A 21,733-nucleotide genomic window follows, 5' to 3' on the forward strand; every position below is an offset into this window, starting at 1 on the left:
TGACACCCTGTCGTCAAGAAGTAAACACTTAACGAGATGGCAACGGCGCGTTTCGTTAGCTGTGTGAACGCTCAGTTATGCCGAAAAGGCCGGTGTGTCAACCGGGTGGTTCCCATCCAAAAGGGTCGAATCGCCCATCTCGCTCAAGACTAGGGCAAGCGCCCCCAGAACCTCGGCCCGCGCCCCCAGCGCACCGGGCACCACGGACAGCCGCTGGGCCGCGCTGGGGATCGCGTACCGGGACACCGACTCCCTTATCGGGCCGAGCACCAGCTCCCCCGCCTCCGCCAGGTCGCCGCCCAGCACGATACGGCTGGGGTTGAGCAGGTTGCACAGGCTGGCCACGCCCATCCCTATGTGCCGCCCCACGTCGCCGGTCACCCGGCGGCAGCCGGGGTCGCCCTCGCGGGCCAGCTGCACCATGCGCGGTACGGTCAGCCCGTCGCCGTGGCTGCCGCGCAGCAGCTCGAGCACGTAGCGGGCCGCGGTGAAGGTCTCCAGGCAGCCGCGGTTGCCGCAGCGGCAGACCGGCCCCGACTCGTCCAGCGTGATGTGGCCGATCTCGCCCGCGGTGCCGCCCGGGCCGCGGTAGATCCGGCCGTCGATCACCAGGCCGGCGCCGACGCCGCTGGCCACCTTGATGTAGGCCAGGTCCTTGACCCCGCGGCCGCCGCCCCAGACCAGCTCGCCGAGAGCGCCGAGGTTGGCGTCGTTGTCCACCTGGACCGGGACGCCGAGCCGGTCGGACATCTCCTGGCGCGGGTTGATCCCGCTCCACCCCGGCAGGATCGCGGTCGAGCCGAGCGCCCCCGACTCCACGTCGATCGGCCCCGGCACTCCGAGCCCGACGCCGAGCACCTTGTCCGCGCTGATCCCGGTGGACTCCACGAGCCGGGCCACCAGCTGCTCGGCCCGGTCGAAGCCCTGCGAGGCCGAGGCGTCCACGTCGATCGGCTCCGACTGCTCGGCCAGCACCTGGTGGGCCAGGTTGCCGACCGCGACCCGCAGGTGGGAGTGGCCGAAGTCGACCCCTACCACGATGCCGGCGTCCCCGGACAGCGCCACGCTGCGCGCCCGCCGACCTCCCGAGGAGGTCGGCGTGACCTGCACCGTTCCGTTGTCCCGCAGCTCGCGTACGATATTGGACACGGTCGCTGCCGACAGACCGGTGCTGCGCGCGATCTCCGCCTGGGTGAGCGATCCGGCCAGTCGCACGGCCCGCACCACGCGTTCCAGATTGGCCCGGTGCAGCGACGACTGCGATCCCGGTGTCTCCACGACATCCACTCCTGCCCGGCAGGCGGCCCGTGTCCGTCTGCCCGCACGGGACGGGGCCGAATCTGATGCCGGAAGCAGCACACCAGCGAGACCCCGTCGTCTACAACATGTGAACTCTAAGTTGAGTGTTTGGGGTGATGTCCCGTCAAGGGGGAGAACCACACCGTTATGCGATTCGGCCCGGCGAACGCCGAGCAGCGGCTCCGCTGGGAGCGGAGCCGCCGGGCGCCTGACGGTCCCCTGCGGGGCCGCGACGGGTGGTCGTGGGGTGTGTCGGGGTCGCCCTACTTCAGCGCCCCCGCGGTGAGTCCTGCCTGCACCTGGCGCTGGAAGACGATGTAGACGGCCAGCACCGGGAGCATGGCGATCGACAGGCCCGCGAAGAGCCCGCCCCAGTCCCCCTGGTAGCCCTGCTGCACGGCCAGGTCGGCCAGGCCCTGGGTGAGCACCCACTTGCTGGTGTCGCCCTGGTTCAGCACCAGCGGCAGCAGGTACTGGTTCCACTGCCCCAGCACGTTGAAGATCCCGATGCTGATGATGCCCGGCTTGGCCATCGGCACCATGATCTGGAAGAAGGTCCTGGTGTGCGAGGCGCCGTCCACCAGTGCCGCCTCCGCGACCGAGGTCGGCAGGGTGCGGAAGAAGGACGTCATGAAGAAGACGGTGAAGGGCAGCGAGTAGGCGATGTAGACCAGGATCAGCCCGGGCAGCGTGTTGATGATGCCGAGGTTGGTGGTCACGAAGAACAGCGGCACCAGCACCATGACGACGGGGAAGGCCATGCCCGCCACGAAGCACAGGTAGATCAGCCGGTTGCCGGGGAATTCGAAGCGGGCCAGCACGTAGGCGGCCATCGAGCCGAACAGCATGGTGCCGAAGGTCGAGAAGCCCACCACGATGATCGTGTTGATGAAGTACCGGCCCATGTTCGCCTTGGACCAGGCGTGCGACCAGTTGTCGAAATGGAAGTGGGTCGGCAGCGACAGCGGGTGGCTGAGGATGTCGCCCGAGCTCTTGAAGGAGCTCCACAGCGCCCACAGCAGCGGCAGGCCCACCATCAGCGCCCACACCACGAGGAAGACGTGGCTGAAGGCGTTCAGCACCAGTCCCTCGCTGCGCCGCCACTTCCAGCCGGTCGTGTCGGAGGCCGGTGTGCCGGACTTGCGGGGCGGGGAACCCGGGGTGGCGTCCTCGATCGTGTCGGTTGTCATCGCGGTACCCCTAGAACTCGAGACGATCGCGGCGCGCCAGCCGCAGTGTCAGTGCGGCGAACACCAGCGTCACGATCAGCATGGCGACACCCATGGCCGCCGCCAGGCCGTACTGGCTGTTGTCCCGGAATGCCGTCTTGAACAGCAGCAGCGGTACGACGTCGGTCTTCTCGTTGGGACCGCCGTCGTTGACCGACATCAGCTGCACGTAGGCGAAGGCGTCCATGGCGATGATGCCCATGTAGACCCAGCCGGTCGCGACGGTGTCGGCCAGCAGCGGCAGCGTGACCCGGAAGAAGGTGGTCGACCGGTTGGCGCCGTCCAGCAGCGAGGCCTCGTAGATCTCGGTGGGGATGGAGGCCATGCCCGCCGAGAAGAGCACCACGTAGAAGCCGACGTTCGCCCAGACCATCACCGCCATGATGCAGGCCAGCGCGAGCTTGGGGTCGCCCAGCCAGGTCTGTCCGCCGATCCCGACACCCTTGAGCAGGACGTTGAGCAGTCCCTCGTCGGGGTCGGGGTTGTAGATCTGCTGCCACAGGATGGCGATCACCGCGACGGACAGGACCTGGGGGAAGAAGAAGATGATTTTGTAGCCGCCGGATCCCCATACGCCGGCGACCGACGCGCTGCCTTTGCGCCGGCCGCCGACGTTGAGCATGAAAGCGAAGAACAGACCGAGTGCCAGCGTCACGACCGGCACGATCAGCAGCAGCAGCACGTTGTGCCACAGCGACTGCCAGAAGAGGTGGTTGTGAATGATCTTCCGGTAGTTCTCGAACCCGATGTAGTGCTTGTCGGGTGTGAGCCCGGTCCAGTCCGTCAGGGAGATCTGGAAGTCCTGCACGAAGGGCGAGATCACAAGGACCCCGTACAGCGCCAGGGGAATCGCCAGAAATCCGATGATGAACCGGTACTTGCCGTGTCGCATGTCGCCGGTCGCTCTCGTCTCAGCCGTCAGGGGGAATACGGATCAGGCGCTGTGCTTGAACTTCGGCACGGACGAGTCCTTCTTCGTGGCGTCCGAGGCCTTCTGCGCGCCCTCGATCCACTTGGCTGCCGTGATGTCCCCGGTGAGGAGCTGGGCGGTCAGGTTGCCGATGGTCTCGTTGTTGAGCTTCTTGTACCAGTCCTGGATGCGGGCGTTGAGCACGTTGCTGCCCGCGGCCTTCAGGGCGGTGTTCGCCGAGGCGAGGCCCGGGGTGAGGGTCAGGCCCTCGGCCGAGTTCGCCACGCAGGTCAGCGACTTGATGGTGTTGGTGAAGTTGTCGGTCTGCTTCTTGGCGAGCATGATCCGCAGCAGCTCCATGCCGCCGGCCGGGTTCTTGCCGTTGGCGGCCACGATGAAGGGCTCGCCCGCGGCGGCGTAGAGGGTGCCGAAGGGCATCTTGTCGCTGTCGCCCGCGCCGACCAGCGGGCCGACCGCCAGGTCGAAGTCCTTGGGCATGGTCGGGGCGGCCTCGTTCTCCACCCACGAGCCGTCGGCCACCAGGGCGGCCTTGCCCTTGGTCCAGTCGGTCTGCATCTGGATGTGGGTCTTGCCCTCGGAGCCGGCCAGGAAGTACTTCTTGGCCGCCAGCTCCTCGTAGTAGGCCAGCACCGTCTTGACCGCGTCGACCTGGAAGGCGCCGTCCTCCAGGTCGTCGATCGCGTTCAGCACCTCCTTGCCGCCGACCTTGCCGATCTGCGCGAGCAGGTCGAAGTGCACGTAGTACGGGTACTTGCCCGGGTAGGTGAACAGCGCGATGCCGGCGGCCTTGGTCTTGGCGCCGAGCGCGATCATCTCGTCGAAGGTCTTGGGGTACGTCCAGCCCTTCTCCTGGAAGAGCTTGTTGGAGTACCAGCTGCCGTACACGGTGAAGGCGTAGTTGAGCGCGTACATCGCCTGCGAGCCGAACTGGCCCTGCTCGACGGTGCCGGCGACCAGGACGTCGCGGACCTTCTTGGACGGGTCGTCGATGGTGGGGGCGTCCAGCAGCGGGGTCAGGTCCAGCAGCTTGCCCTCCTTGGCGAGGGCGGCGGTGTCGAGGTTGTCGGCACCGGAGTTGTCCATGAAGTCCGGCGGGGTGTTGTTGGCGAAGCGCGGCTGCAGCTTCGGGCCGATCCCCTGGGTGCCGGTGTGCTTGACGGTGGTGCCGTAGGTCGTGTTGTACACGGTCTCGGCGGACTTGATGTAGTCGTCGCCGAAGCCGCCCTTGAAGACGAATGCCTCAAGCGGCGCGCCGTTCTTGACGCCGAGCGGGTTGGCCGCCGACTTCGTGCCCGTGGCGACCGGCTTGTTCTTGTCCCCGCCACTGGACGAGGCACATGCCGACAGCAGCGATGCCGACGGAATCGCCACCACGCCGATCGCCATTGCCCGCTTGATTGCATCGCGCCGGTTGAACTCGGATCCCATGCTCAAGTCCTCGCCTTCTCCAGGACTCATGCGGTGCAGCGGAATCCGCCGTCGACCGCTAACAGTTGAAGCTTGAGTGATGCCGTGCATCCAGTGAGGCAGGGAACGATATCCGACGACCGGCGGTGACACTCCGCCGATTGACCCGCCTGACCCCGCGCTCCAGCAGGTTCCCTGGACGCCGACAGGTATAGTCCACTTCTCTCCGAGAGGGCAAGATCAAGAGCGCGTTTGGTCGGCAAGCTTTCCCGAGTTGAGACCTGTCCGAAATGCGGGACGGCAAAACCGCAGGTCAGCGGGTTCCCCGTGCGGCGATGGCGGACGATCGGCGGATTGGCTTGCGCAAAGCGGACGGACCGCGTCCCTCCCGTGGAGGAACGCGGTCCGTGCTACTCGCGAGTTACCTGTGCGCGGCTACTGCCGGATGAGCGACCGGAGTACGTACTGCATGATGCCGCCGTTGCGGTAATAGTCCGCTTCGCCGGGAGTGTCGATACGGACCACGGCGTCGAACTCCACGCCGGTGTCGGTGGTGACCTTCACCGTGCTGGGGGTGCTGCCGTCGTTCAGCGCGGTGACGCCCGAGAAGGAGTACGTCTCCTCGCCGGTGAGGCCCAGGGTGACCGCTGAGGCGCCCTCGGGGTACTGCAGCGGCAGGACGCCCATGCCGATCAGGTTGGAGCGGTGGATGCGCTCGTAGGACTCCGCGATGACCGCCTTGACGCCGAGCAGTGCGGTGCCCTTGGCGGCCCAGTCGCGCGACGACCCCGAGCCGTACTCCTTGCCGGCCAGGACGACCAGCGGGGTGCCCTGCTCGATGTAGTTGCGCGAGGCGTCGTAGATGAACGCGACCGGGCCGTCCGGCTGGGTGAAGTCGCGCGTGAAGCCGCCCTCGGTGCCGGGGGCGATCTGGTTGCGCAGCCGGATGTTGGCGAAGGTGCCGCGGATCATGACCTCGTGGTTGCCGCGGCGCGAACCGTAGCTGTTGAAGTCGCGGCGCTGCACGCCGTGCTCGGTCAGGTACTGGCCGGCCGGGGTGTCGGCCTTGATCGCGCCCGCGGGCGAGATGTGGTCGGTGGTGACCGAGTCGCCGAGCTTGGCCAGCACCCGGGCGCCGCTGATGTCGGTGACCGGCTCCGGCTCCATGCCCATGCCCTCGAAGTACGGGGGCTTGCGGACGTAGGTGGACTGCGGGTCCCACTCGAAGGTGTTGCCGGTCGGGATAGGCAGCGCCTGCCACTGGGCGTCGCCGGCGAAGACGTCGCTGTAGGAGCTGCGGAACATGTCCTCGCCGATCGCGGACGCGACCACGTCGTTGACCTCGGCCTCGGTCGGCCAGATGTCGTCGAGGTGGACCGGCTTGCCGTCCTGGTCGATGCCCAGCGCGTCCTTGGTGATGTCCAGCTTCATCGAGCCCGCGATGGCGTAGGCGACCACCAGCGGCGGCGAGGCCAGGTAGTTCATCTTGACGTCCGGGTTGATCCGGCCCTCGAAGTTGCGGTTGCCCGACAGCACCGCGGCGACCGCCAGGTCGGCCTCGTTGACCGCCTTGGAGACCTCCTCGGGCAGCGGCCCGGAGTTGCCGATGCAGGTGGTGCAGCCGTAGCCGACCAGGTTGAAGCCGAGCTTGTCCAGGTAGGGCGTCAGGCCGGCCTTGTCGAAGTAGTCGGTGACGACCTTCGAACCGGGGGCCAGTGTGGTCTTGACCCAGGGCTTGCGGGTCAGGCCCTTCTCGACCGCCTTCTTGGCCACCAGGGCGGCGGCGACCATCACGTACGGGTTCGAGGTGTTCGTGCAGGAGGTGATGGCGGCCACCGTGACGGCGCCGTGGTCCAGCTCGTAGCTCGTACCGTCCTCGGCGGTCACCAGGGTCGGCTTGGCCGGCACTCCGTTGTGGGTGGCCGGGGAGTCGGACGCCGGGAAGGACTCCTTGCCGGCCTCCTCGTCGTCGGTGACGTAGTTGCGCACGTCGACCGCGAACTGCTCGGCCGCGTTCGCCAGCACGATACGGTCCTGCGGGCGCTTGGGTCCCGCGATGGACGGCACGACCGTGGACAGGTCGAGCTCCAGCTTCTCGGAGTAGTCCGGCTCCGCGGCCGGGTCGAGCCACAGGCCCTGCTCCTTGGCGTACGCCTCGACGAGCGCCACCTGCTGCTCGGAGCGGCCGGTCAGCTTCAGGTAGTTGATGGTCTCGGCATCGATCGGGAAGATCGCGGCGGTCGAGCCGAACTCCGGCGACATGTTGCCGATGGTGGCGCGGTTGGCCAGCGACGTGGCGCCGACGCCCTCGCCGTAGAACTCCACGAACTTGCCGACCACCCCGTGCTGGCGCAGCATCTCGGTGATGGTGAGCACCAGGTCGGTGGCGGTGGTCCCGGTGGGCAGCTCGCCGGTCAGCTTGAAGCCGACCACCCGCGGGATGAGCATGGAGACCGGCTGGCCGAGCATCGCGGCCTCGGCCTCGATGCCGCCGACGCCCCAGCCGAGCACACCGAGGCCGTTGACCATGGTGGTGTGGGAGTCGGTGCCGACGAGGGTGTCGGGGTAGGCCTGGCCGTTCCTGACCATGACCGTGCGGGCCAGGTGCTCGATGTTCACCTGGTGAACGATTCCGGTGCCCGGCGGGACCACCTTGAACTCGTCGAAGGCGGTCTGGCCCCAGCGCAGGAACTGGTAGCGCTCCTTGTTGCGGCCGTACTCCAGCTCGACGTTCTGCGCGAAGGAGTCGGGGGTACCGAAGCGGTCGGCGATCACCGAGTGGTCGATGACCAGCTCGGCGGGCGCCAGCGGGTTGATGCGGGCCGGGTCGCCGCCCAGTTCCTTGACCGCCTCGCGCATGGTGGCCAGGTCGACCACGCACGGCACACCGGTGAAGTCCTGCATGATCACGCGGGCCGGCGTGAACTGGATCTCCTGGCTGGGCTGCGCCTGCGAGTCCCAGCCGCCGACGGCGCGGATGTGCCCGGCGGTGATGTTGGCGCCGTCCTCGGTGCGGAGCAGATTCTCCAGCAGCACCTTGAGGCTGTACGGCAGCCGGGCCGAGCCCTCGACCTTGTCCAGCCGGAAGATCTCGTACGACTCGTCGCCCACCTGCAGTGTGCTGCGGGCGTCGAAGCTGTTCGCCGACACGGCAGTCTCCTTCATGTGTCGTCCTGCGTCCTTGCGCGCGCATCCCCGCGGCGTCGCCGCTGCCAGCGCTGCCGCGGTACGCCTCGGCAGATATCTCGATGTCGAGATAACTCTAGTACATGACGGCGGAAGGTTCATGTGGGGCTGCCGGTGTCGTGCGGCGCCGCCGGCACGGGTGGGTGCCGGCGGCGCGGACAGCGGGAGGGTACCGGGGCCGGGGAACAGCGGGTGCGCGCCGGCGGCGCGGCCGCGGGTCAGTGCAGGACGCGGTCGGCGGCTGCCAGGTGCGCGGCCATCTGCGCCTTCGCCGCGGCCAGGCGGGCGGAGTTCTGCTGCACGGCCTGCTGCTGGTAGCCGTAGTCCACGGCGTACCAGACGCCCACCACGTTGGTGTCCCGGCGGCACTCCTGGTCGGCGACGGCTACCGCGACCTCCTGCGGGGTGGGCAGCCGAGCCCGGCTCCAGGCCGGGTCGCCCGACGCCTTCATCGGGTCGGCGTAGCGGTGCCCCTTGGCCTTCATACAGGCCGACCACTTGGCGAAGACCGCGAGGGTGCGCGGGTCCTGAGTGCCCTTGCCGAGGGTGTCGAACTTCAGCCGGACGACGAAGTCCGGATCGCCGGGATCCCCCGTGCTGCTGCCGGTGAGGGACTGCCGAGCCTGGCCCGCGCAGCCGTTCAGCGCCGCGCCTTCCTGCGCCGGCAGGTGCGTGCCCGCGCTGTCGTCGGCCGCGGGGAAACCGCCTTCCGGGTGGTACCCCCACTTCCGTGCGTGGGACATGCTCTGGAACCCGAAGTAGCCGTCGACCCGGGTCGTGGGGGCGTCCGCGCCCATGCCCGAAGGGTCGGCGCTCTCGGCGGTGACCGGGTAGTCGTAGCCGAGCCTGCCCATGCATCGGGAGACCAGCACCGACTGGGCCTTGTCGATCGCGGCGATCTGCGCGGGGTCGAGGAGGTAGGGGTCGAGCGGCATCGGCCTGTCGTTGGCGTCCACGATGACCGGCACCCCCGAAGGGGTGCCGGCCGCCGTCGCGGGTCCCGCCGCAGGAAGGGCGGCGGGACCCGCGGCGGGCGTGTCGGCCGAGCAGGCGGACAGGGCGGCGAGGCCGCACGCGGCGAGCGTGCCCGCCAGGAGGCTCACGGCGAGCGTGTGGCGCCTGTTCACCTGCTCACCGTCACAGGAACTTGCCGGACGCGTCGTTGTTCTTCAGTTGGGAGTTCAGGTCCGCCGATGTGGCGCCGTGGATGTCCTGGCAGGCGTAGACGCAGCTGTAGCCGCTGTTGTAGTACACGCGGTAGGTCTTGGTCGGGTGCCAGTTGGTCACGTAGGCCGCGTTGTTCTTGACCGAAAGGCCCGCCCCGTCGCTGCCGTAGGCGCTCTTGTAGAAGTACCAGTCCTTGAAGTCGGAGATGTTCGCGGCGGTCTCCATGACCGCCCCGTAGTTGCCGCCGTGGGACGTGGCGTAGTCCGAGCTGTGGTAGTAGAGGCAGACGAAGTTCGTCTCGCACTGGGTCGCGGTGGACGCCGCGGGCGCGGCGGAGGCGACCGGTGCCGCCGCCAGCGCCGTGGCGACCAGGCCCACCGCTGCCGCGCCGACCGAAACCATCGTTCTTGTACGCATTGCGTTTCCCCCCACTGTGTGTGGATGACCGCTTCGGGCAACCCACACGCTAGGCCGGGTACCGGTCGGTGGTCCTTGCTGCTGAGTGGCACGTCCTTGTCGCTGAGTGCTGCCGGGCGCCGGCGAGTGCCGCTGGGGTGGTGGGCCGCACTTGCGCCGGGGCGGTGTGCCGATGGTACGAAGGGGGGTGACGGGACGTCATTTCCGTCAACTTCGGTCCGCTACGGGGGTTTTCGCACCATGCACGGTGGAGTCGCACTCACCGCCTATCTCGTCAACGAATCACGTGCCCGCCGCCCCGACCTGGCCGCGGACCCGCTGGCCGCGGCCTGGATCCCGGACGCCGACCGGGACGGGGTCAGGCAGCTGTGGCAGGGGTACGCCGACGCCGTCTACCCGCACGACGACCTCGTCGTCGCCCTGCGCGGGCGCCTGATCGCCGACGAGCTGGCCCGCGCGCTGGCGGCCGACCCCACGACCGTGCTGGTGGTGTGCGGTGCGGGCTTCTCCTCCTACCCGTGGCTGCAGGACTTCCCCGCCGCCCTTGAGGTGGACCTGCCGGAGATGGCAGAGGCCAAGCGGCAGCGGGCCGCCGAGCTGACCGCGGCCGGCACGCTGCCGCGGCGCGACGTCCGGCACCTGGCGGCGGACCTGGGCAGCGCCGCGGACCGCGAGCGGGTCACGCAGGCGGCGCGCGAGCTGGCCGCCGGGCGCCCGGTGGCCTATGTGGCGGAAGGCCTGGTCTTCTACCTTCCGCCCGAGGACGCGCGGGCGGTGGTGACGCTGGGCGCGGGCTTCGGCGGTACGGCGCTGACCGCGGTGAGCTACTGGCCCGCGGCCGCGTCCGGAAGCCAGGTGCTGGCCGTGCAGCGGGAGTGGTTCCGCAGCCGCTCCGTGCCGCCGGAGGCCTCGTACCTGACCCATGCCGAGCTGGTGGAACTGCTGGGCGGCCCGCTGCTCGACGTCGGCCCCGAGGACCTGCAGCGCCGCTACCTGGGCAAGGTCGAGGTGCCCGAGTCCGAGCTGATCCCCGAGTACGTGGCGGTGGCCGGGTGACCCGCGGCACGCAGGAGGTGCTGCACCTGCAGTGCCGGGCGTACCCGCTGCACCACCGCTCCCCCGGCACCGCGCTGGAACTGGTGGCGGTGCCCGGGCACGGGGAGCTGCAGCCGGTCGCGGGCGGCCTGAAGTCGCTGGCGTACAACCCGGACAGCACCATCGAGATGGACCTGACCGCGCTGATCGCCCGCTCGGTGTCGCTGCCGGGCGCCGAGATCCTGGCCTGCCACGCCAGGATCCTGACCGCGGGCACCGTCCTGGTGGTCTACGCGCTGCGCCACGAGCGGGACCTGCGGGAGCTGTCGCTTCCGGAGCTGGACGCACTGGACTCGCTGGTCAACCGGACGCTGCGGGAGGCCGACTCGGCGGTCCTCACCGCGGTGCTGGCCGCCTCGGTCAGCAGCGGACTGGTGCAGGGCATCGCGCTGCGGCCCGACCTGGCGCTCGGCGGCGGGCGGTCGCCCATCGACCGCCAGTCGGCGCGCTACAACTGCCATTTCGTGACCGACGACCCGCCGTGGGAGACCGACGCCCGGGTGGCGGAGCCGATATCGGGTCCGCACTGCCGGATACTGCTGCCGTACACCTACGCGTGGGACTACGACCCCGCGGCGCCGCTGGACGAGCTGCTGACCATGACCGAGCCCACCGACATCGCGGTCGCCCAGCAGTCGCTGCTGGTCGGTGCACTGATCGCCGGGCGCTGGGTGCTGGCCGACCTGGCGCACGGCCACCCGGAGAGCACCGACGTGCACGCCTTCCGGCGCTTCCTCGACGGCCTGTGGGCCGACTTCCACCACCTCGACGGCTACCGCATCGAGTCGACGCAGACGCACCGGGCCAGCTATCTGTCCGCCCGGCAGGTGATCGGGCTCGACGACACCCAGGAGCGGGCCGACAAGCTGCTGGGCTACGTCAGCAACTCGCTGCTCGCGGCCTCCTCGCAGCGGGCGGAGGCGCTGGACGCCCGGCTCAACCGGGTCGCGGCGGCCCTGACCGTGGTCAGCGCCGCCTCCTTCGGCCTGGACATCGCCGTCTTCGTGCTGCCGCAGGTGTCGCTGGCGACCAAGCTCGGGGTGGTCGTGGGCCTGCTCGGAATGGCCGTGTCCTGCCTGGTCGCGGTGATCATGCCGCGGGTGCGCAGGGCCGCCGCCGAGGAGATTCCCGAGCATCGGACCTGGTCGCCCCCGGTGTGACCGGTGGGGGCAGGGGTGTGTGACTCGTGTGGCGGGGGTTGCGCGACGGGCCTCAGTAGGTACGGTGAGGTCCGTCGGGGTGCGAGCCGCCCGGGGGCGGCACGGCCCGGCGCTGGGGCCATCCGGGTCACGGCGGAACACGCCACGGATGGCGGTACCCGCGTTGCTCCATCTCATATATGAGATAGGGTCAACATCATGACCGACGACTACCTCGTACGTATCGGCAGGCTCATCCGAGACGCCAGGCAGCATCGAGGCTGGACACAGACACATCTCGCGGACGCACTCGGCACCAGCCAGAGCGCGGTGAACCGGATCGAGCGGGGCAACCAGAACATCAGCCTTGAGATGATCGCCAGAATCGGCGAGGCGCTGGACAGCGAGATCGTCTCGCTGGGCTATGCAGGCCCGATGCATCTGCGGGTGGTCGGCGGGCGCCGGCTGTCCGGCGCCATAGACGTCAAGACCAGCAAGAACGCATGCGTGGCCCTGCTGTGCGCGACCCTGCTGAACGCCGGCCGCACCACCCTGCGCCGGGTCGCCAGGATCGAGGAGGTCTACCGCATCCTCGAAGTGCTCGGCAGCATCGGGGTGCGCACCCGGTGGATCAACGACGGCAACGACCTGGAGATCGTGCCGCCCGCCGAGCTGGACCTGGCCGCGATGGACACCGAGGCCGCCCGCCGCACCCGCAGCGTGATCATGTTCCTCGGCCCGCTGCTGCACCGCACCGACCGCTTCAGGATCCCCTACGCCGGCGGCTGCGACCTCGGCACCCGTACGGTCCAGCCGCACATGAACGCGCTGCGGCACTTCGGCCTCGACGTCACCGCCACCGACGGCTCCTACCACGCCGAGGTGACCGGCGGTATCGCCCCGAACCGCCCCATCGTGCTGACCGAGCGCGGCGACACGGTGACCGAGAACGCCCTGCTGGCCGCCGCCCGCTACGAGGGCGTCACCGTCATCCGCAACGCCAGCTCCAACTACATGGTCCAGGACCTGTGCTTCTTCCTGGAAGAGCTGGGCGTCAGGGTCGAGGGCATCGGCACCACCACGCTGACCGTGCACGGTGTCGCGCACATCGACAAGGACGTCGACTACGCGCCCTCCGAGGACCCGGTCGAGGCGATGAGCCTGCTGGCCGCGGCCGTGGTCACCGAGTCCGAGCTGACCATCCGCCGGGCGCCGGTGGAGTTCCTGGAGATCGAGCTCGCGGTGCTGGAGGAGATGGGCCTGGACTTCGAGGTGACCCCGGAGTACCGCGCCGACAACGGCAGGACCCGCCTGGTCGACCTCACCGTCCGGCCCTCCAAGCTGCGCTCGCCGATCGACAAGATCCACCCGATGCCCTTCCCGGGCCTCAACATCGACAACGTGCCCTTCTTCGCGGCCATCGCCGCCACCGCACAGGGCTCGACGCTCATCCACGACTGGGTCTACGACAACCGGGCGATCTACCTCACCGAGCTGACCCGGCTCGGCGCGGCCGTCAAACTCCTCGACCCGCACCGCATCATGGTCGAGGGCCCGACCCGCTGGCGCGCCTCGGAGATGATGTGCCCGCCCGCGCTGCGCCCCGCGGTCGTCGTCCTGCTGGCCATGATGGCCGCCGAGGGCACCTCGGTGCTGCGCAACGTCTACGTCATCAACCGCGGCTACGAGGACCTGGCGGAGCGGCTGAACACGATCGGCGCGCAGATCGAGATCTTCCGCGACATCTGAACCCGCCTCACGCGCGGCCGCACTCCGCCCGACCCCGCCTGCCTCAGCGGGCCAGGACAGAGTGCGGCGGCATCTCCGGGACTTCTCCGGGACCCTGGCCCTGCGGAGAGCTGCGGGGTGGGGGGTTGGGTGGAGCCGGGTTGTCGGAGTCGGGTCAGTGCCTGCTGGTCGGCCAGGGCGATGGCGAGTTCGCCGGCGGCCGTCGGGTGAAGCGGAGCCTTGTCGGCGGAGTTCTGCACGAAGGGCTCCTTGCTGCACAGGCGGTGACCGTCGAAGCGGGGGTGGACGCTGGTGAAGTGGAAGGCGTCGGTCCCGTTCTCCAGGACGGTGTTGAGTTCGGCGAGCCGGGAGCGCAGTACCTCGGCCTTGGCTGGGGTGATGCCGTCCTTGGCCAGGCACGTGGTGTCGGGGCCGAAGGGTTCGTAGTAGTCGTTGACGAGGACGTCGGGGTGGTGGGGCAGGGCGGACAGCTGCTGGAGCATGTCGAGGTAGTTCTGGGTGAAGGAGGCGAGCTGCTCGGTGAAGTACGCGGTGGACGCCTTGTCGTCGCAGACGGGTGCCTTGGCGCACAGTCCGGTCAGTACGGCCCAGTTCAGGTCGTTGGCGCCGATGCTGACGATGACGGCGGACGCGCCGGTGGCCCGCTGGGCGACGGCGAGCTGCGGCGGGAGCACGTCGTCGCCGCGGGTCTGGACGCCGAGGATGCCGTCGGTGACCGTGGCTCCCTGGCAGGCCAGGTTCAGCACGTTCCAGTCGTTGACGGCTGCGAGGTCGGCGGCGTACGAGTCCGCGCTGCGACCGCATGTCCTGTCCGCGGGAGTCGGGTGGTTCACCAGGGGGTTGCCGATGCCCGCGGCGGTGGAGTCGCCCAGCACGACGAGCTGAACACCGGTCAGGGCCGGGCCTTTGGCTGCCGGCACGGGTTGGGCGGGGGTGCGTCCCACGAGGTCGTCCAAGGTGGTGACCTGCCGGAGCACCCGGGGCGTGCCGGAGGCCAGCAGATAGATGCCCACGGCGTTGACCGCGCACACCGACGCCACCGCGGCGGCTGTCATGGATACCGTGGTCCGGCGCGGAGCGCGGCGGATGCCGGCGACGGCCACCGCGATGGCCGCGGCCCACCCGGCCGCGATCAGTGATTCCCACAGGCAGTACCGCAGCCACCCCGATGCCAGGTGCCGGCTCAGGACGGGCACCAGCTGTCCACGCTCACGAGCGGAGTCATCGGCCTGGGAGCCGAGATCGATGTGGGAGAGCTTCAAGCGGGGACGGATCGGCCCGTTGAAGTGTGGCCGGGTGGCGATGGCCTCACCGAACAGGTCCAGCTCGCCCGGCCCCGACAGACTCGTGCCCGGCTGGGCCGCGCCCACCTGGACGGTCTGGCCCGCGGCCGACACCGACTGCATCGGGGTCAGCTGAACCGCCAGCCAGATCGACGCGGCGCTGACCACGACCAGGACTGCCACGCTCCCCAGAGCCTTCCCCGCTCGACGCAGCCGCCTGTCGACCTGCTCTCTGTCCAGCACGTTCCGGGCACCTCCATGGTCGCCACCTCCACCGGTGACCTCGACTGACGCCGCGCTCCTACCCATGCTGCCGCCTCGTAGCCGACCATTTGTGCTCCTGTGCGGCATGTGCGGCCCCCACCCGTACGCCTGCGGCCGGACGCAGCCAGGCCCTGGATGTCGCCGGCATCCGCCGGGCCCGCTACAGTGCCCTGCCCAAGGTCCGTCTCCAGCGGCCTTCTGCCCGACCGCGACCACCGTCACCCGCCTCAGCCACCACCCCACCGCATGACTGTCCTCTCGCACTGAACTGCACAAGGCCCCCCCGGTCGACGGGGCAGCGCTCTTCCCATGACGGCCCCGCGCTCGTGACCAAGGACGACATCCGATGACGCTCCCTACCCCCCTGCATGTGATCAACGAGGGGCTGGCGTTCCTCCTGGAAGTGGCGGCCCTCGCCGTCCTCGCCTGGTGGGGGTGGCAGACCGTGGAGACCACCGCTGTGCGCCTCCTCCTTGCTGTTGCCGCTCCCACGGTGGCGGCCGTCCTGTGGGGCTTGTTCGCCGCCCCGAAAGCCCGGATACCGGTGCACTTGGCGGGCGTCCTGACCGTGAAGGTGCTGGTCTTCGGTGCCGCAGCAGCTGCCCTTTACGCCATGGACCGGCACGGATGGGCGACCGTCTTCGCCGTCGTGGTCGCGGCCAATACTGTCCTTGCGACCCTGGACCGGCGCGCTTCGATGCGGCAGGCAGCCTGACCGATCCACCCGACGGCCGGTTCCTGCACCGGATCTCCCCGCGCCCGGCAGCCGCATGTGCGTGCGATCGCGCGGCGGGGGAAGGCTGCCTTTCGGTCCGGAACGCCTGACAGCGGTCCACCACCTGTGGGGGCGGCCAGCGCTCCCACCCACACCCACGGCACGGTCAGCGAGGCGGCGATGTCGGTACGGACGAATTGGAGACGGCCCAGGTCCCGGATGGCACGGACTCAGGTACGGGACGTCCTGCGGCCCGCGGGCCGGGCAGGTTTCACCTCCCGTGGTGTGATCTACCTGCTGGTCGGCTACCTCGCCCTGCGCATCGCCTTCGGGGACGGCGGCGACCAGGCGGACCGCCAGGGAGCCCTGCGGCAGATAGGCCGGCAGCCTTTCGGCACCGCACTGTTGTGGCTGCTCGCCGCGGGACTGGCCGGCATGGCCCTGTGGCGCGGCGCCCAAGGTCTGCTCGGCCAGGGCGAGGACGGTGCGGGCAGGCGTCTGGCGGCGAGTGCCCGTGCGGTCTTCTACCTCGTGCTGTGCTGGGGTACCGCCGCGTTCGCGGCCGGGTCGGGCGGTCAGGGCGGCAGCGACCAGAAGTCCAGGGACGTGACGGCCACGGTGCTCAGGCAGCCGGGCGGTCGGTGGATCGCCGGAGCCGCGGGTGCGGCCCTGTGCGCCGCGGGCGCGGTGATCGCGTTCCGTGCGCTGCGGCGCAGGTTCCTGGAGAAGCTGGAGACCGCCCGGATGAGCCGCCGGACGAGGACGGCGGTGACCGGCGCGGGCGCAGGCGGCGGGGCGGCCCGCGGTGTCGTCTACGCGGGCGCGGGCGTCTTCGTGATCACCGCGGCGGTCCGGTTCGACCCGCGCAGCTCCAAGGGCGTGGACGACACCCTGCGGTCCTTCGCGCACACCCCGGCCGGCCCCTGGCTGCTGGTGGCGACGGCGGCCGGGCTGATCCTCTTCGGGCTGTTCTCGTTCGCCTCGGCGCGCTGGCGGCGGCTGTGACGCGGGGGGCGCGCGGGGGATTTCACGCCGGGTGCGTGCCTCATGCGGAGGTTTGCGGCGGTCCGCGCGCGAAGCGCCCCCCTGCGCGCCATACCGGGACGCAACGCCCGCTGGTTGGCTGGTTGTGCGGCCGGGCCGCCTCTCCACGGCGACCGGGCCGCGCACCTGTGTCCATCCGCCGGGAGGCAACGTGTCACCACCGGAGGCCACCACCGGCCCAGCGCGCCGGCTGCCCGGGCCGCCGACCCTCACCCGCCCGCGGCGCGGCGGGGCGATCCCCGGGCTGAGATACCGGCCCGCCGTCCCCGCGGACCCCGCCAAGGTCCAGGAGGTCGACCGCAGGCTGGAGGCCTGGGCGCGCGAGCTGGACCTCTTCCCGCCCGCGTGGAAGGGGGACTTCGCCGGCTTCCAGTTCGGCCGGGCCGTGGTGCTGCAGCACCCGCGGGCCGTCGACCTGGACCGCCTCACCCTGGCCGGGGAGCTGCTGCTCGCCGAGAACCTGGTCGACAGCTGCTACTGCGAGGAGGACGAGGGCAGGGGCGGCTCGCACCGCGGGCTCGGCGGCCCGCTGATCATCTCCCAGTCCGCGATCGACCCCTTCCACAGCACACCGGAGCTGGAAGCCGAGTGGCAGCGGGGCGTGCAGGCCGACGGGCCGCTGCGCTCCTACCACTGGGCCATGAAGGACTACACGACCTTCGCCACCCCCAGCCAGTGCGACCGCTTCGTCCACGACATCGCCCGCCTCCACCTGGGCTACCTCGCCGAGGCTGCCTGGGCCGAGACCCGCCATGTGCCCAGGGTGTGGGAGTACCTGGTCATGCGGCAGTTCAACAACTTCCGCCCGTGCCTGTCGATCGTGGACGCGGTCGACGGCTACGAGCTGCCCGAGTTCGTCTACGCCCGCCCCGAGATCCAGCGGATCACGGCGCTGGCCTGCAACGCGACCACCATCGTCAACGACCTCTACTCGTTCGCCAAGGAGATGGCGAGCGACCCCGACCACCTCAACCTGCCGCAGGTGGTGGCCGCCAACGAGGGAGAGGGCCTCAAGGCCGCCTACCTCAGGAGCGTCGACATCCACAACGAGGTCATGGCGGCCTTCGAGGAGGAGGCCGCGGCGCTGTCGGCGACCTCGCTCGTCGTCGAGCGCTACGCCCTCGGGCTGTCCGACTGGCTGGCCGGCAACCACGAGTGGCACGCCACCAACAGCCACCGTTACCACCTGCCCGACTACTGGTGAGCCACCCGCCGCAGCGCGCTGAAGCACAGCTCTGCGCAGCACGTCTCTGCACGGCACAGCTCCACCCGGCACAACTCGCAGCACCACAGCACCACAGCACCAGCACACGCACCAGCACCATGAGGAGCCACCGTTGGCCATCCCCCAGTCCGGCGCCACTGCATCGCTGCCCGCCCAGTCCACGTACCAGTCCCGCGTCGCGGACTACTGGAACGCCGAGAAGAACCCGGTCAACCTCGAACTCGGCGGGATCGACGACCTCTACCACCACCACTACGGCGTCGGGGACGTCAAGTGGTCCGTACTCGACGAGGCCGATCCCGCACGGCGGGCAGAACGGGTCACCGCGGAACTGCACCGGCTGGAGCAGGCCCAGGCCGAACTGCTGGCCTCGCACCTCGGACCGCTCACCCCGGCGGACCGGGTCTTCGACGCCGGGTGCGGCCGCGGCGGCGGCAGCGTGGTGGCGCACCAGCGCTACGGATGCCACGCCGACGGTGTGACGCTGTCCACCACACAGGCCGACTTCGCCAACGGCCAGGCCCGCGCGCGCGGTATCGACGGCAAGGTCCGCTACCACCACCGCAACATGCTGGACACCGGCTTCAGCACCGGCTCGTACGCGGCTTCCTGGAACAACGAGTCGACCATGTACGTCGAGCTCGACCTGCTCTTCGCCGAGCACTCCCGGCTGCTGCGCCGCGGCGGCCGCTATGTGACGATCACCGGCTGCTACAACGACACCTACGGGCAGGCCTCCCGGGAGGTGTCGCTCATCAACGCCCACTACATCTGCGACATCCACCCGCGGTCGGCGTACTTCCGCGCCATGGCACGCCACCGCCTCGTCCCGGTCCACGTGGAGGACCTCACGCAGGCGACCATCCCGTACTGGGAGCTGCGCAAGACCGCGGAGCACCTGGTCACGGGGATCGAGGACACCTTCCTGACCGCATACAAGAACGGCAGTTTCCAGTACCTGATGATCGTGGCCGACCGGGTCTGACCCGGTTCTGAGCACGGGTGCGGTACCGGGCGGCCGGCCCGGTACCGCACCCGCGCGTCATGCCAGAGTGGCGACCAGCACGGCCTTGATGGTGTGCATACGGTTCTCCGCCTGGTCGAAGACCACCGAGTGCTCCGACTCGAAGACCTCGTCGGTGACCTCCAGTTCGGTCAGCCCGTACTGCTCGTGGATCAGCCGGCCGACCTCCGTGCCCAGGTCGTGGTAGGCGGGCAGGCAGTGCAGGAACTTCACGTCCGGCTTGCCGGTGGCCCGCAGCACGTCCATCGTGACCGCGTACGGCGCGAGCGCTGCGATCCGCTCGGCCCACACCTCCTTGGGCTCGCCCATCGAGACCCACACGTCGGTCACGACGAAGTCGCAGTCCAGGACGCCTTCCGCGATGTCCTCGGTGAGCAGGATCGTGGCGCAGGTGACCTCGGCGAGCTTCCTGGCGCGGGCGACGACGTCGTCGCTGGGCCAGTACGCGCGCGGTGCGACGATCCGCACGTCGAGGCCCAGCAGCGCGCCGGTGATCAGGTAGGAGTTGCCCATGTTGAACCGGGCGTCGCCGAGGTAGGCGAAGACCACACCGCCGGGCGCCAGGTCCGCGACGCCGCCGCCGCTGTGCTCGACCATCGTGAGCACGTCGGCGAGCATCTGGGTCGGGTGCCAGTCGTCGGTGAGCCCGTTGTAGACCGGCACACCGGCGTGCAGGGCCAGGTCCTCCACCGCGGTCTGGCTGGCGCCGCGGTATTCGATGGCGTCGAACATCCGGCCCAGCACCCGGGCGGTGTCCTTGACCGACTCCTTGTGCCCGATCTGCGAGCCCGCCGGGTCCAGATACGTGGTCGCGGCGCCCTGGTCGGCCGCCGCGACCTCGAAGGAGCAGCGGGTCCTGGTGGAGGTCTTCTCGAAGATCAGGGCGATGTTGCGGCCGCGCAGCCGCGGTTCCTCGGTGCCGGCCCGCTTGGCGGCCTTGAGGTCGGCGGCCAGCTCCACCAGGCCGAGGAACTCCTCGGGCGTGAAGTCCAGCTCCTTGACGAAGTGGCGGCCCTTGAGATCGACGGCCATGCGGGGACTCCTCGGTCGGTGGTTCATCGGCACCGTGGAAGTCTATACGAAGATAGGCATTCTTATACAGCCCCTTCTTGTGCTCCCGCTGCGCCGCCGCAGCTCCCCCTCCCTTCGGGATTCCCGGCACCGGTGCAGCTCACACCGCGTCCCGCACGATCGGGCAGCTCATGCAGCGCGGGCCGCCGCGCCCCCGGCCCAGCTCGCTGCCCGGGATCTCGATCACCTCGATACCGCGCTTGCGCAGGAAGGTGTTGGTCGTCGCGTTCCGCTCGTAGGCCACGACCACACCGGGCTCCACCGCCAGCACGTTGCAGCCGTCGTCCCACTGCTCCCGCTCGGCCGCGTGCACGTCCTGCGTCGCGGTCAGCACCTTCACCGAGTCCAGGCCCAGCGCCGCCGCGATGGCCCGGTGCATGTGCTCGGGCGCGTGGTCGGTGACCTTCAGCTCGCCGTCCTCGGCGCCCGGCTCGATCGTGTACGACGGCAGCATGCCCAGGCCCGCGTACTGCGTGAAGGTGTCGCCGTCCACCATTGTCATCACCGTGTCCAGGTGCATGAAGGCCCGGCGCTTGGGCATGTCCAGCGCCACGATGGTCCGCGCGGAGCCCGCCGCGAACATCCCGCGGGCCAGCATCTCCACCGCCTGCGGTGTGGTCCGCTCGCTCATCCCGATCAGCACCGCGCCCGCGCCGATCACCAGCACGTCGCCGCCCTCGATCGTGGAGGGGTAGGCGCTCTGGCCCTCCGACCAGATGTGGAAGCCGCCGTCCGCGAACAGCGGGTGGTGCCGGTAGATCGCCTCGAAGTGCACGGTCTCGCGCTGCCGGGCAGGCCAGCGCATCGCGTTGATGCTGACCCCGTCGTAGACCCACGCGGAGGTGTCCCGTGTGAAGATGTGGTTCGGCAGCGGTGCCAGCAGGAAGTCGTCCAGGTCCATGGCGTGGAAGCGGACCGAGACCGGCTCGGCGAAGCGGTCGAGGAACTCCCGCTTGGTCATCCCGCCGACCAGTGCCTCGGTCAGCTCCGCCGCGGGGAGGCGGTCGAAGGCCTCGCGCAGCGGCCCGGTGGCCAGCGGGCCGTACTCCTTCTCGTCGAAGACCCGGTCCAGGACCAGTGCCTTCGCGGCGGGCGACTCCAGCGACTCGGTGAGCAGGTCGCCGAACAGGTGCACCTCGACCCCGCGGTCGCGGAGCACGTCGGCGAACCCGTCGTGCTCCGCGCGCGCCCTGCGCACCCACAGGACGTCGTCGAAGAGCAGGGCGTCCTTGTTCGTGGGGGTGAGCCGTTTCAGCTCCAGGTCGGGCCGGTGCAGTATGACGCGGCGCAGCCGCCCCGTCTCGGAGTCCACGTGAAATCCCATACCCGCCAGTATTGCGTCTGCGACCCCCACACCCCCTGAGGTGATTGCCACTTGCCGTGGTTGCCTTCCTCCCGCTCCTCGGGCCGGGCGCGCAGTTCCCCGCTTCCCTTCAGAAACGGTCACCCTCTGGGCAGAGGGCAAGCCATCAGGGGCGCGGGGAACTG

17 protein-coding genes are annotated in these 21,733 nt (G+C 69.8%); 7 read left to right on the forward strand and 10 right to left on the reverse strand.

Annotation, left to right across the window (positions count from 1 at the left end):
- Positions 1–75: 75 nt before the first annotated feature.
- The 7 genes from JT723_RS12795 to JT723_RS12825 form a co-directional block, all read right to left on the reverse strand.
- Complete coding sequence (locus JT723_RS12795) at positions 76–1,278, reverse strand: ROK family transcriptional regulator (protein WP_205044684.1); 1,203 nt, start codon at positions 1,276–1,278, stop codon at positions 76–78.
- Positions 1,279–1,562: 284 nt separating this feature from the next.
- Positions 1,563–2,489, reverse strand: coding sequence for a carbohydrate ABC transporter permease (locus JT723_RS12800; protein WP_205044685.1), 927 nt, complete (start codon positions 2,487–2,489; stop codon positions 1,563–1,565).
- A gap of 10 nt (positions 2,490–2,499) precedes the next feature.
- Complete coding sequence (locus tag JT723_RS12805; protein WP_205044686.1) at positions 2,500–3,420, reverse strand: carbohydrate ABC transporter permease; 921 nt, start codon at positions 3,418–3,420, stop codon at positions 2,500–2,502.
- A 42-nt stretch (positions 3,421–3,462) separates the two neighbouring features.
- Complete coding sequence (ngcE, locus tag JT723_RS12810; RefSeq protein ID WP_205044687.1) at positions 3,463–4,887, reverse strand: N-acetylglucosamine/diacetylchitobiose ABC transporter substrate-binding protein; 1,425 nt, start codon at positions 4,885–4,887, stop codon at positions 3,463–3,465.
- A 414-nt stretch (positions 4,888–5,301) separates the two neighbouring features.
- A complete protein-coding gene (acnA, locus tag JT723_RS12815; RefSeq protein ID WP_307794048.1) occupies positions 5,302–8,016 on the reverse strand; it encodes an aconitate hydratase AcnA in 2,715 nt (904 codons plus the stop codon).
- Positions 8,017–8,270: 254 nt separating this feature from the next.
- The gene (locus JT723_RS12820) at positions 8,271–9,179 is read right to left on the reverse strand and encodes a hypothetical protein (protein WP_205044689.1); all 909 of its coding nucleotides are present in this window, start codon (positions 9,177–9,179) and stop codon (positions 8,271–8,273) included.
- Between the two features lie 10 nt (positions 9,180–9,189).
- Positions 9,190–9,636 carry a hypothetical protein gene (locus tag JT723_RS12825; RefSeq protein WP_205044690.1) on the reverse strand — a complete coding sequence of 149 codons (447 nt, stop codon included), beginning with the start codon at positions 9,634–9,636 and terminating at the stop codon, positions 9,190–9,192.
- Positions 9,637–9,876: 240 nt separating this feature from the next.
- Here JT723_RS12825 and JT723_RS12830 point away from each other — a divergent pair, with 240 nt between their 5' ends.
- From JT723_RS12830 to JT723_RS12840, 3 genes are all read left to right on the forward strand, one after another.
- The gene (locus JT723_RS12830) at positions 9,877–10,692 is read left to right on the forward strand and encodes a class I SAM-dependent methyltransferase (protein WP_205044691.1); all 816 of its coding nucleotides are present in this window, start codon (positions 9,877–9,879) and stop codon (positions 10,690–10,692) included.
- Positions 10,689–11,891, forward strand: coding sequence for a hypothetical protein (locus JT723_RS12835; protein ID WP_205044692.1), 1,203 nt, complete (start codon positions 10,689–10,691; stop codon positions 11,889–11,891). Before JT723_RS12830 ends, JT723_RS12835 begins: the two co-directional genes overlap by 4 nt.
- Before the next feature lie 198 nt (positions 11,892–12,089).
- Complete coding sequence (locus JT723_RS12840) at positions 12,090–13,619, forward strand: helix-turn-helix domain-containing protein (RefSeq protein ID WP_205044693.1); 1,530 nt, start codon at positions 12,090–12,092, stop codon at positions 13,617–13,619.
- Here the strand turns inward: JT723_RS12840 and JT723_RS12845 are convergent.
- A complete protein-coding gene (locus JT723_RS12845; protein WP_251513550.1) occupies positions 13,553–15,085 on the reverse strand; it encodes an SGNH/GDSL hydrolase family protein in 1,533 nt (510 codons plus the stop codon). The genes JT723_RS12840 and JT723_RS12845 overlap by 67 nt on opposite strands.
- Before the next feature lie 427 nt (positions 15,086–15,512).
- Between JT723_RS12845 and JT723_RS12850 the strand changes: the two genes are divergently transcribed.
- From JT723_RS12850 to JT723_RS12865, 4 genes are all read left to right on the forward strand, one after another.
- Positions 15,513–15,881, forward strand: a complete 369-nt coding sequence (locus JT723_RS12850) for a YrdB family protein (protein WP_205044695.1) — start codon at positions 15,513–15,515, stop codon at positions 15,879–15,881.
- A 180-nt stretch (positions 15,882–16,061) separates the two neighbouring features.
- Positions 16,062–16,886 (forward strand): DUF1206 domain-containing protein, encoded by an 825-nt coding sequence (locus tag JT723_RS12855; protein ID WP_205044865.1) that lies wholly within the window; start codon positions 16,062–16,064, stop codon positions 16,884–16,886.
- A gap of 190 nt (positions 16,887–17,076) precedes the next feature.
- A complete protein-coding gene (locus tag JT723_RS12860; protein WP_205044696.1) occupies positions 17,077–18,129 on the forward strand; it encodes a family 2 encapsulin nanocompartment cargo protein terpene cyclase in 1,053 nt (350 codons plus the stop codon).
- A 133-nt stretch (positions 18,130–18,262) separates the two neighbouring features.
- Positions 18,263–19,135, forward strand: coding sequence for a geranyl diphosphate 2-C-methyltransferase (locus tag JT723_RS12865; RefSeq protein WP_205044697.1), 873 nt, complete (start codon positions 18,263–18,265; stop codon positions 19,133–19,135).
- A gap of 57 nt (positions 19,136–19,192) precedes the next feature.
- Here the strand turns inward: JT723_RS12865 and argF are convergent, their stop codons facing one another.
- Together argF and JT723_RS12875 are read right to left on the reverse strand one after the other, a co-directional pair.
- A complete protein-coding gene (argF, locus tag JT723_RS12870) occupies positions 19,193–20,206 on the reverse strand; it encodes an ornithine carbamoyltransferase (RefSeq protein WP_205044698.1) in 1,014 nt (337 codons plus the stop codon).
- Positions 20,207–20,345: 139 nt separating this feature from the next.
- Positions 20,346–21,569 (reverse strand): arginine deiminase, encoded by a 1,224-nt coding sequence (locus JT723_RS12875; RefSeq protein ID WP_205044699.1) that lies wholly within the window; start codon positions 21,567–21,569, stop codon positions 20,346–20,348.
- Between the last annotated feature and the right edge of the window lie 164 nt (positions 21,570–21,733).

The organism is Actinacidiphila bryophytorum (genome assembly GCF_016916835.1).
GTDB classification, from domain to species: domain Bacteria; phylum Actinomycetota; class Actinomycetes; order Streptomycetales; family Streptomycetaceae; genus Actinacidiphila; species Actinacidiphila bryophytorum.

What these genes read in the sequence shown, in the direction of transcription:
- JT723_RS12805 (WP_205044686.1), bottom strand. Translation starts at nt 3,420, where the DNA reads ATGCGACACGGCAAGTACCGGTTCATCATCGGATTTCTGGCGATTCCC.
- argF (WP_205044698.1), bottom strand. Translation starts at nt 20,206, where the DNA reads ATGGCCGTCGATCTCAAGGGCCGCCACTTCGTCAAGGAGCTGGACTTC.
- JT723_RS12850 (WP_205044695.1), top strand. Translation starts at nt 15,513, where the DNA reads ATGACGCTCCCTACCCCCCTGCATGTGATCAACGAGGGGCTGGCGTTC.
- ngcE (WP_205044687.1), bottom strand. Translation starts at nt 4,887, where the DNA reads ATGGGATCCGAGTTCAACCGGCGCGATGCAATCAAGCGGGCAATGGCG.
- JT723_RS12875 (WP_205044699.1), bottom strand. Translation starts at nt 21,569, where the DNA reads ATGGGATTTCACGTGGACTCCGAGACGGGGCGGCTGCGCCGCGTCATA.
- JT723_RS12855 (WP_205044865.1), top strand. Translation starts at nt 16,062, where the DNA reads ATGTCGGTACGGACGAATTGGAGACGGCCCAGGTCCCGGATGGCACGG.
- JT723_RS12830 (WP_205044691.1), top strand. Translation starts at nt 9,877, where the DNA reads ATGCACGGTGGAGTCGCACTCACCGCCTATCTCGTCAACGAATCACGT.
- JT723_RS12840 (WP_205044693.1), top strand. Translation starts at nt 12,090, where the DNA reads ATGACCGACGACTACCTCGTACGTATCGGCAGGCTCATCCGAGACGCC.
- JT723_RS12800 (WP_205044685.1), bottom strand. Translation starts at nt 2,489, where the DNA reads ATGACAACCGACACGATCGAGGACGCCACCCCGGGTTCCCCGCCCCGC.
- JT723_RS12825 (WP_205044690.1), bottom strand. Translation starts at nt 9,636, where the DNA reads ATGCGTACAAGAACGATGGTTTCGGTCGGCGCGGCAGCGGTGGGCCTG.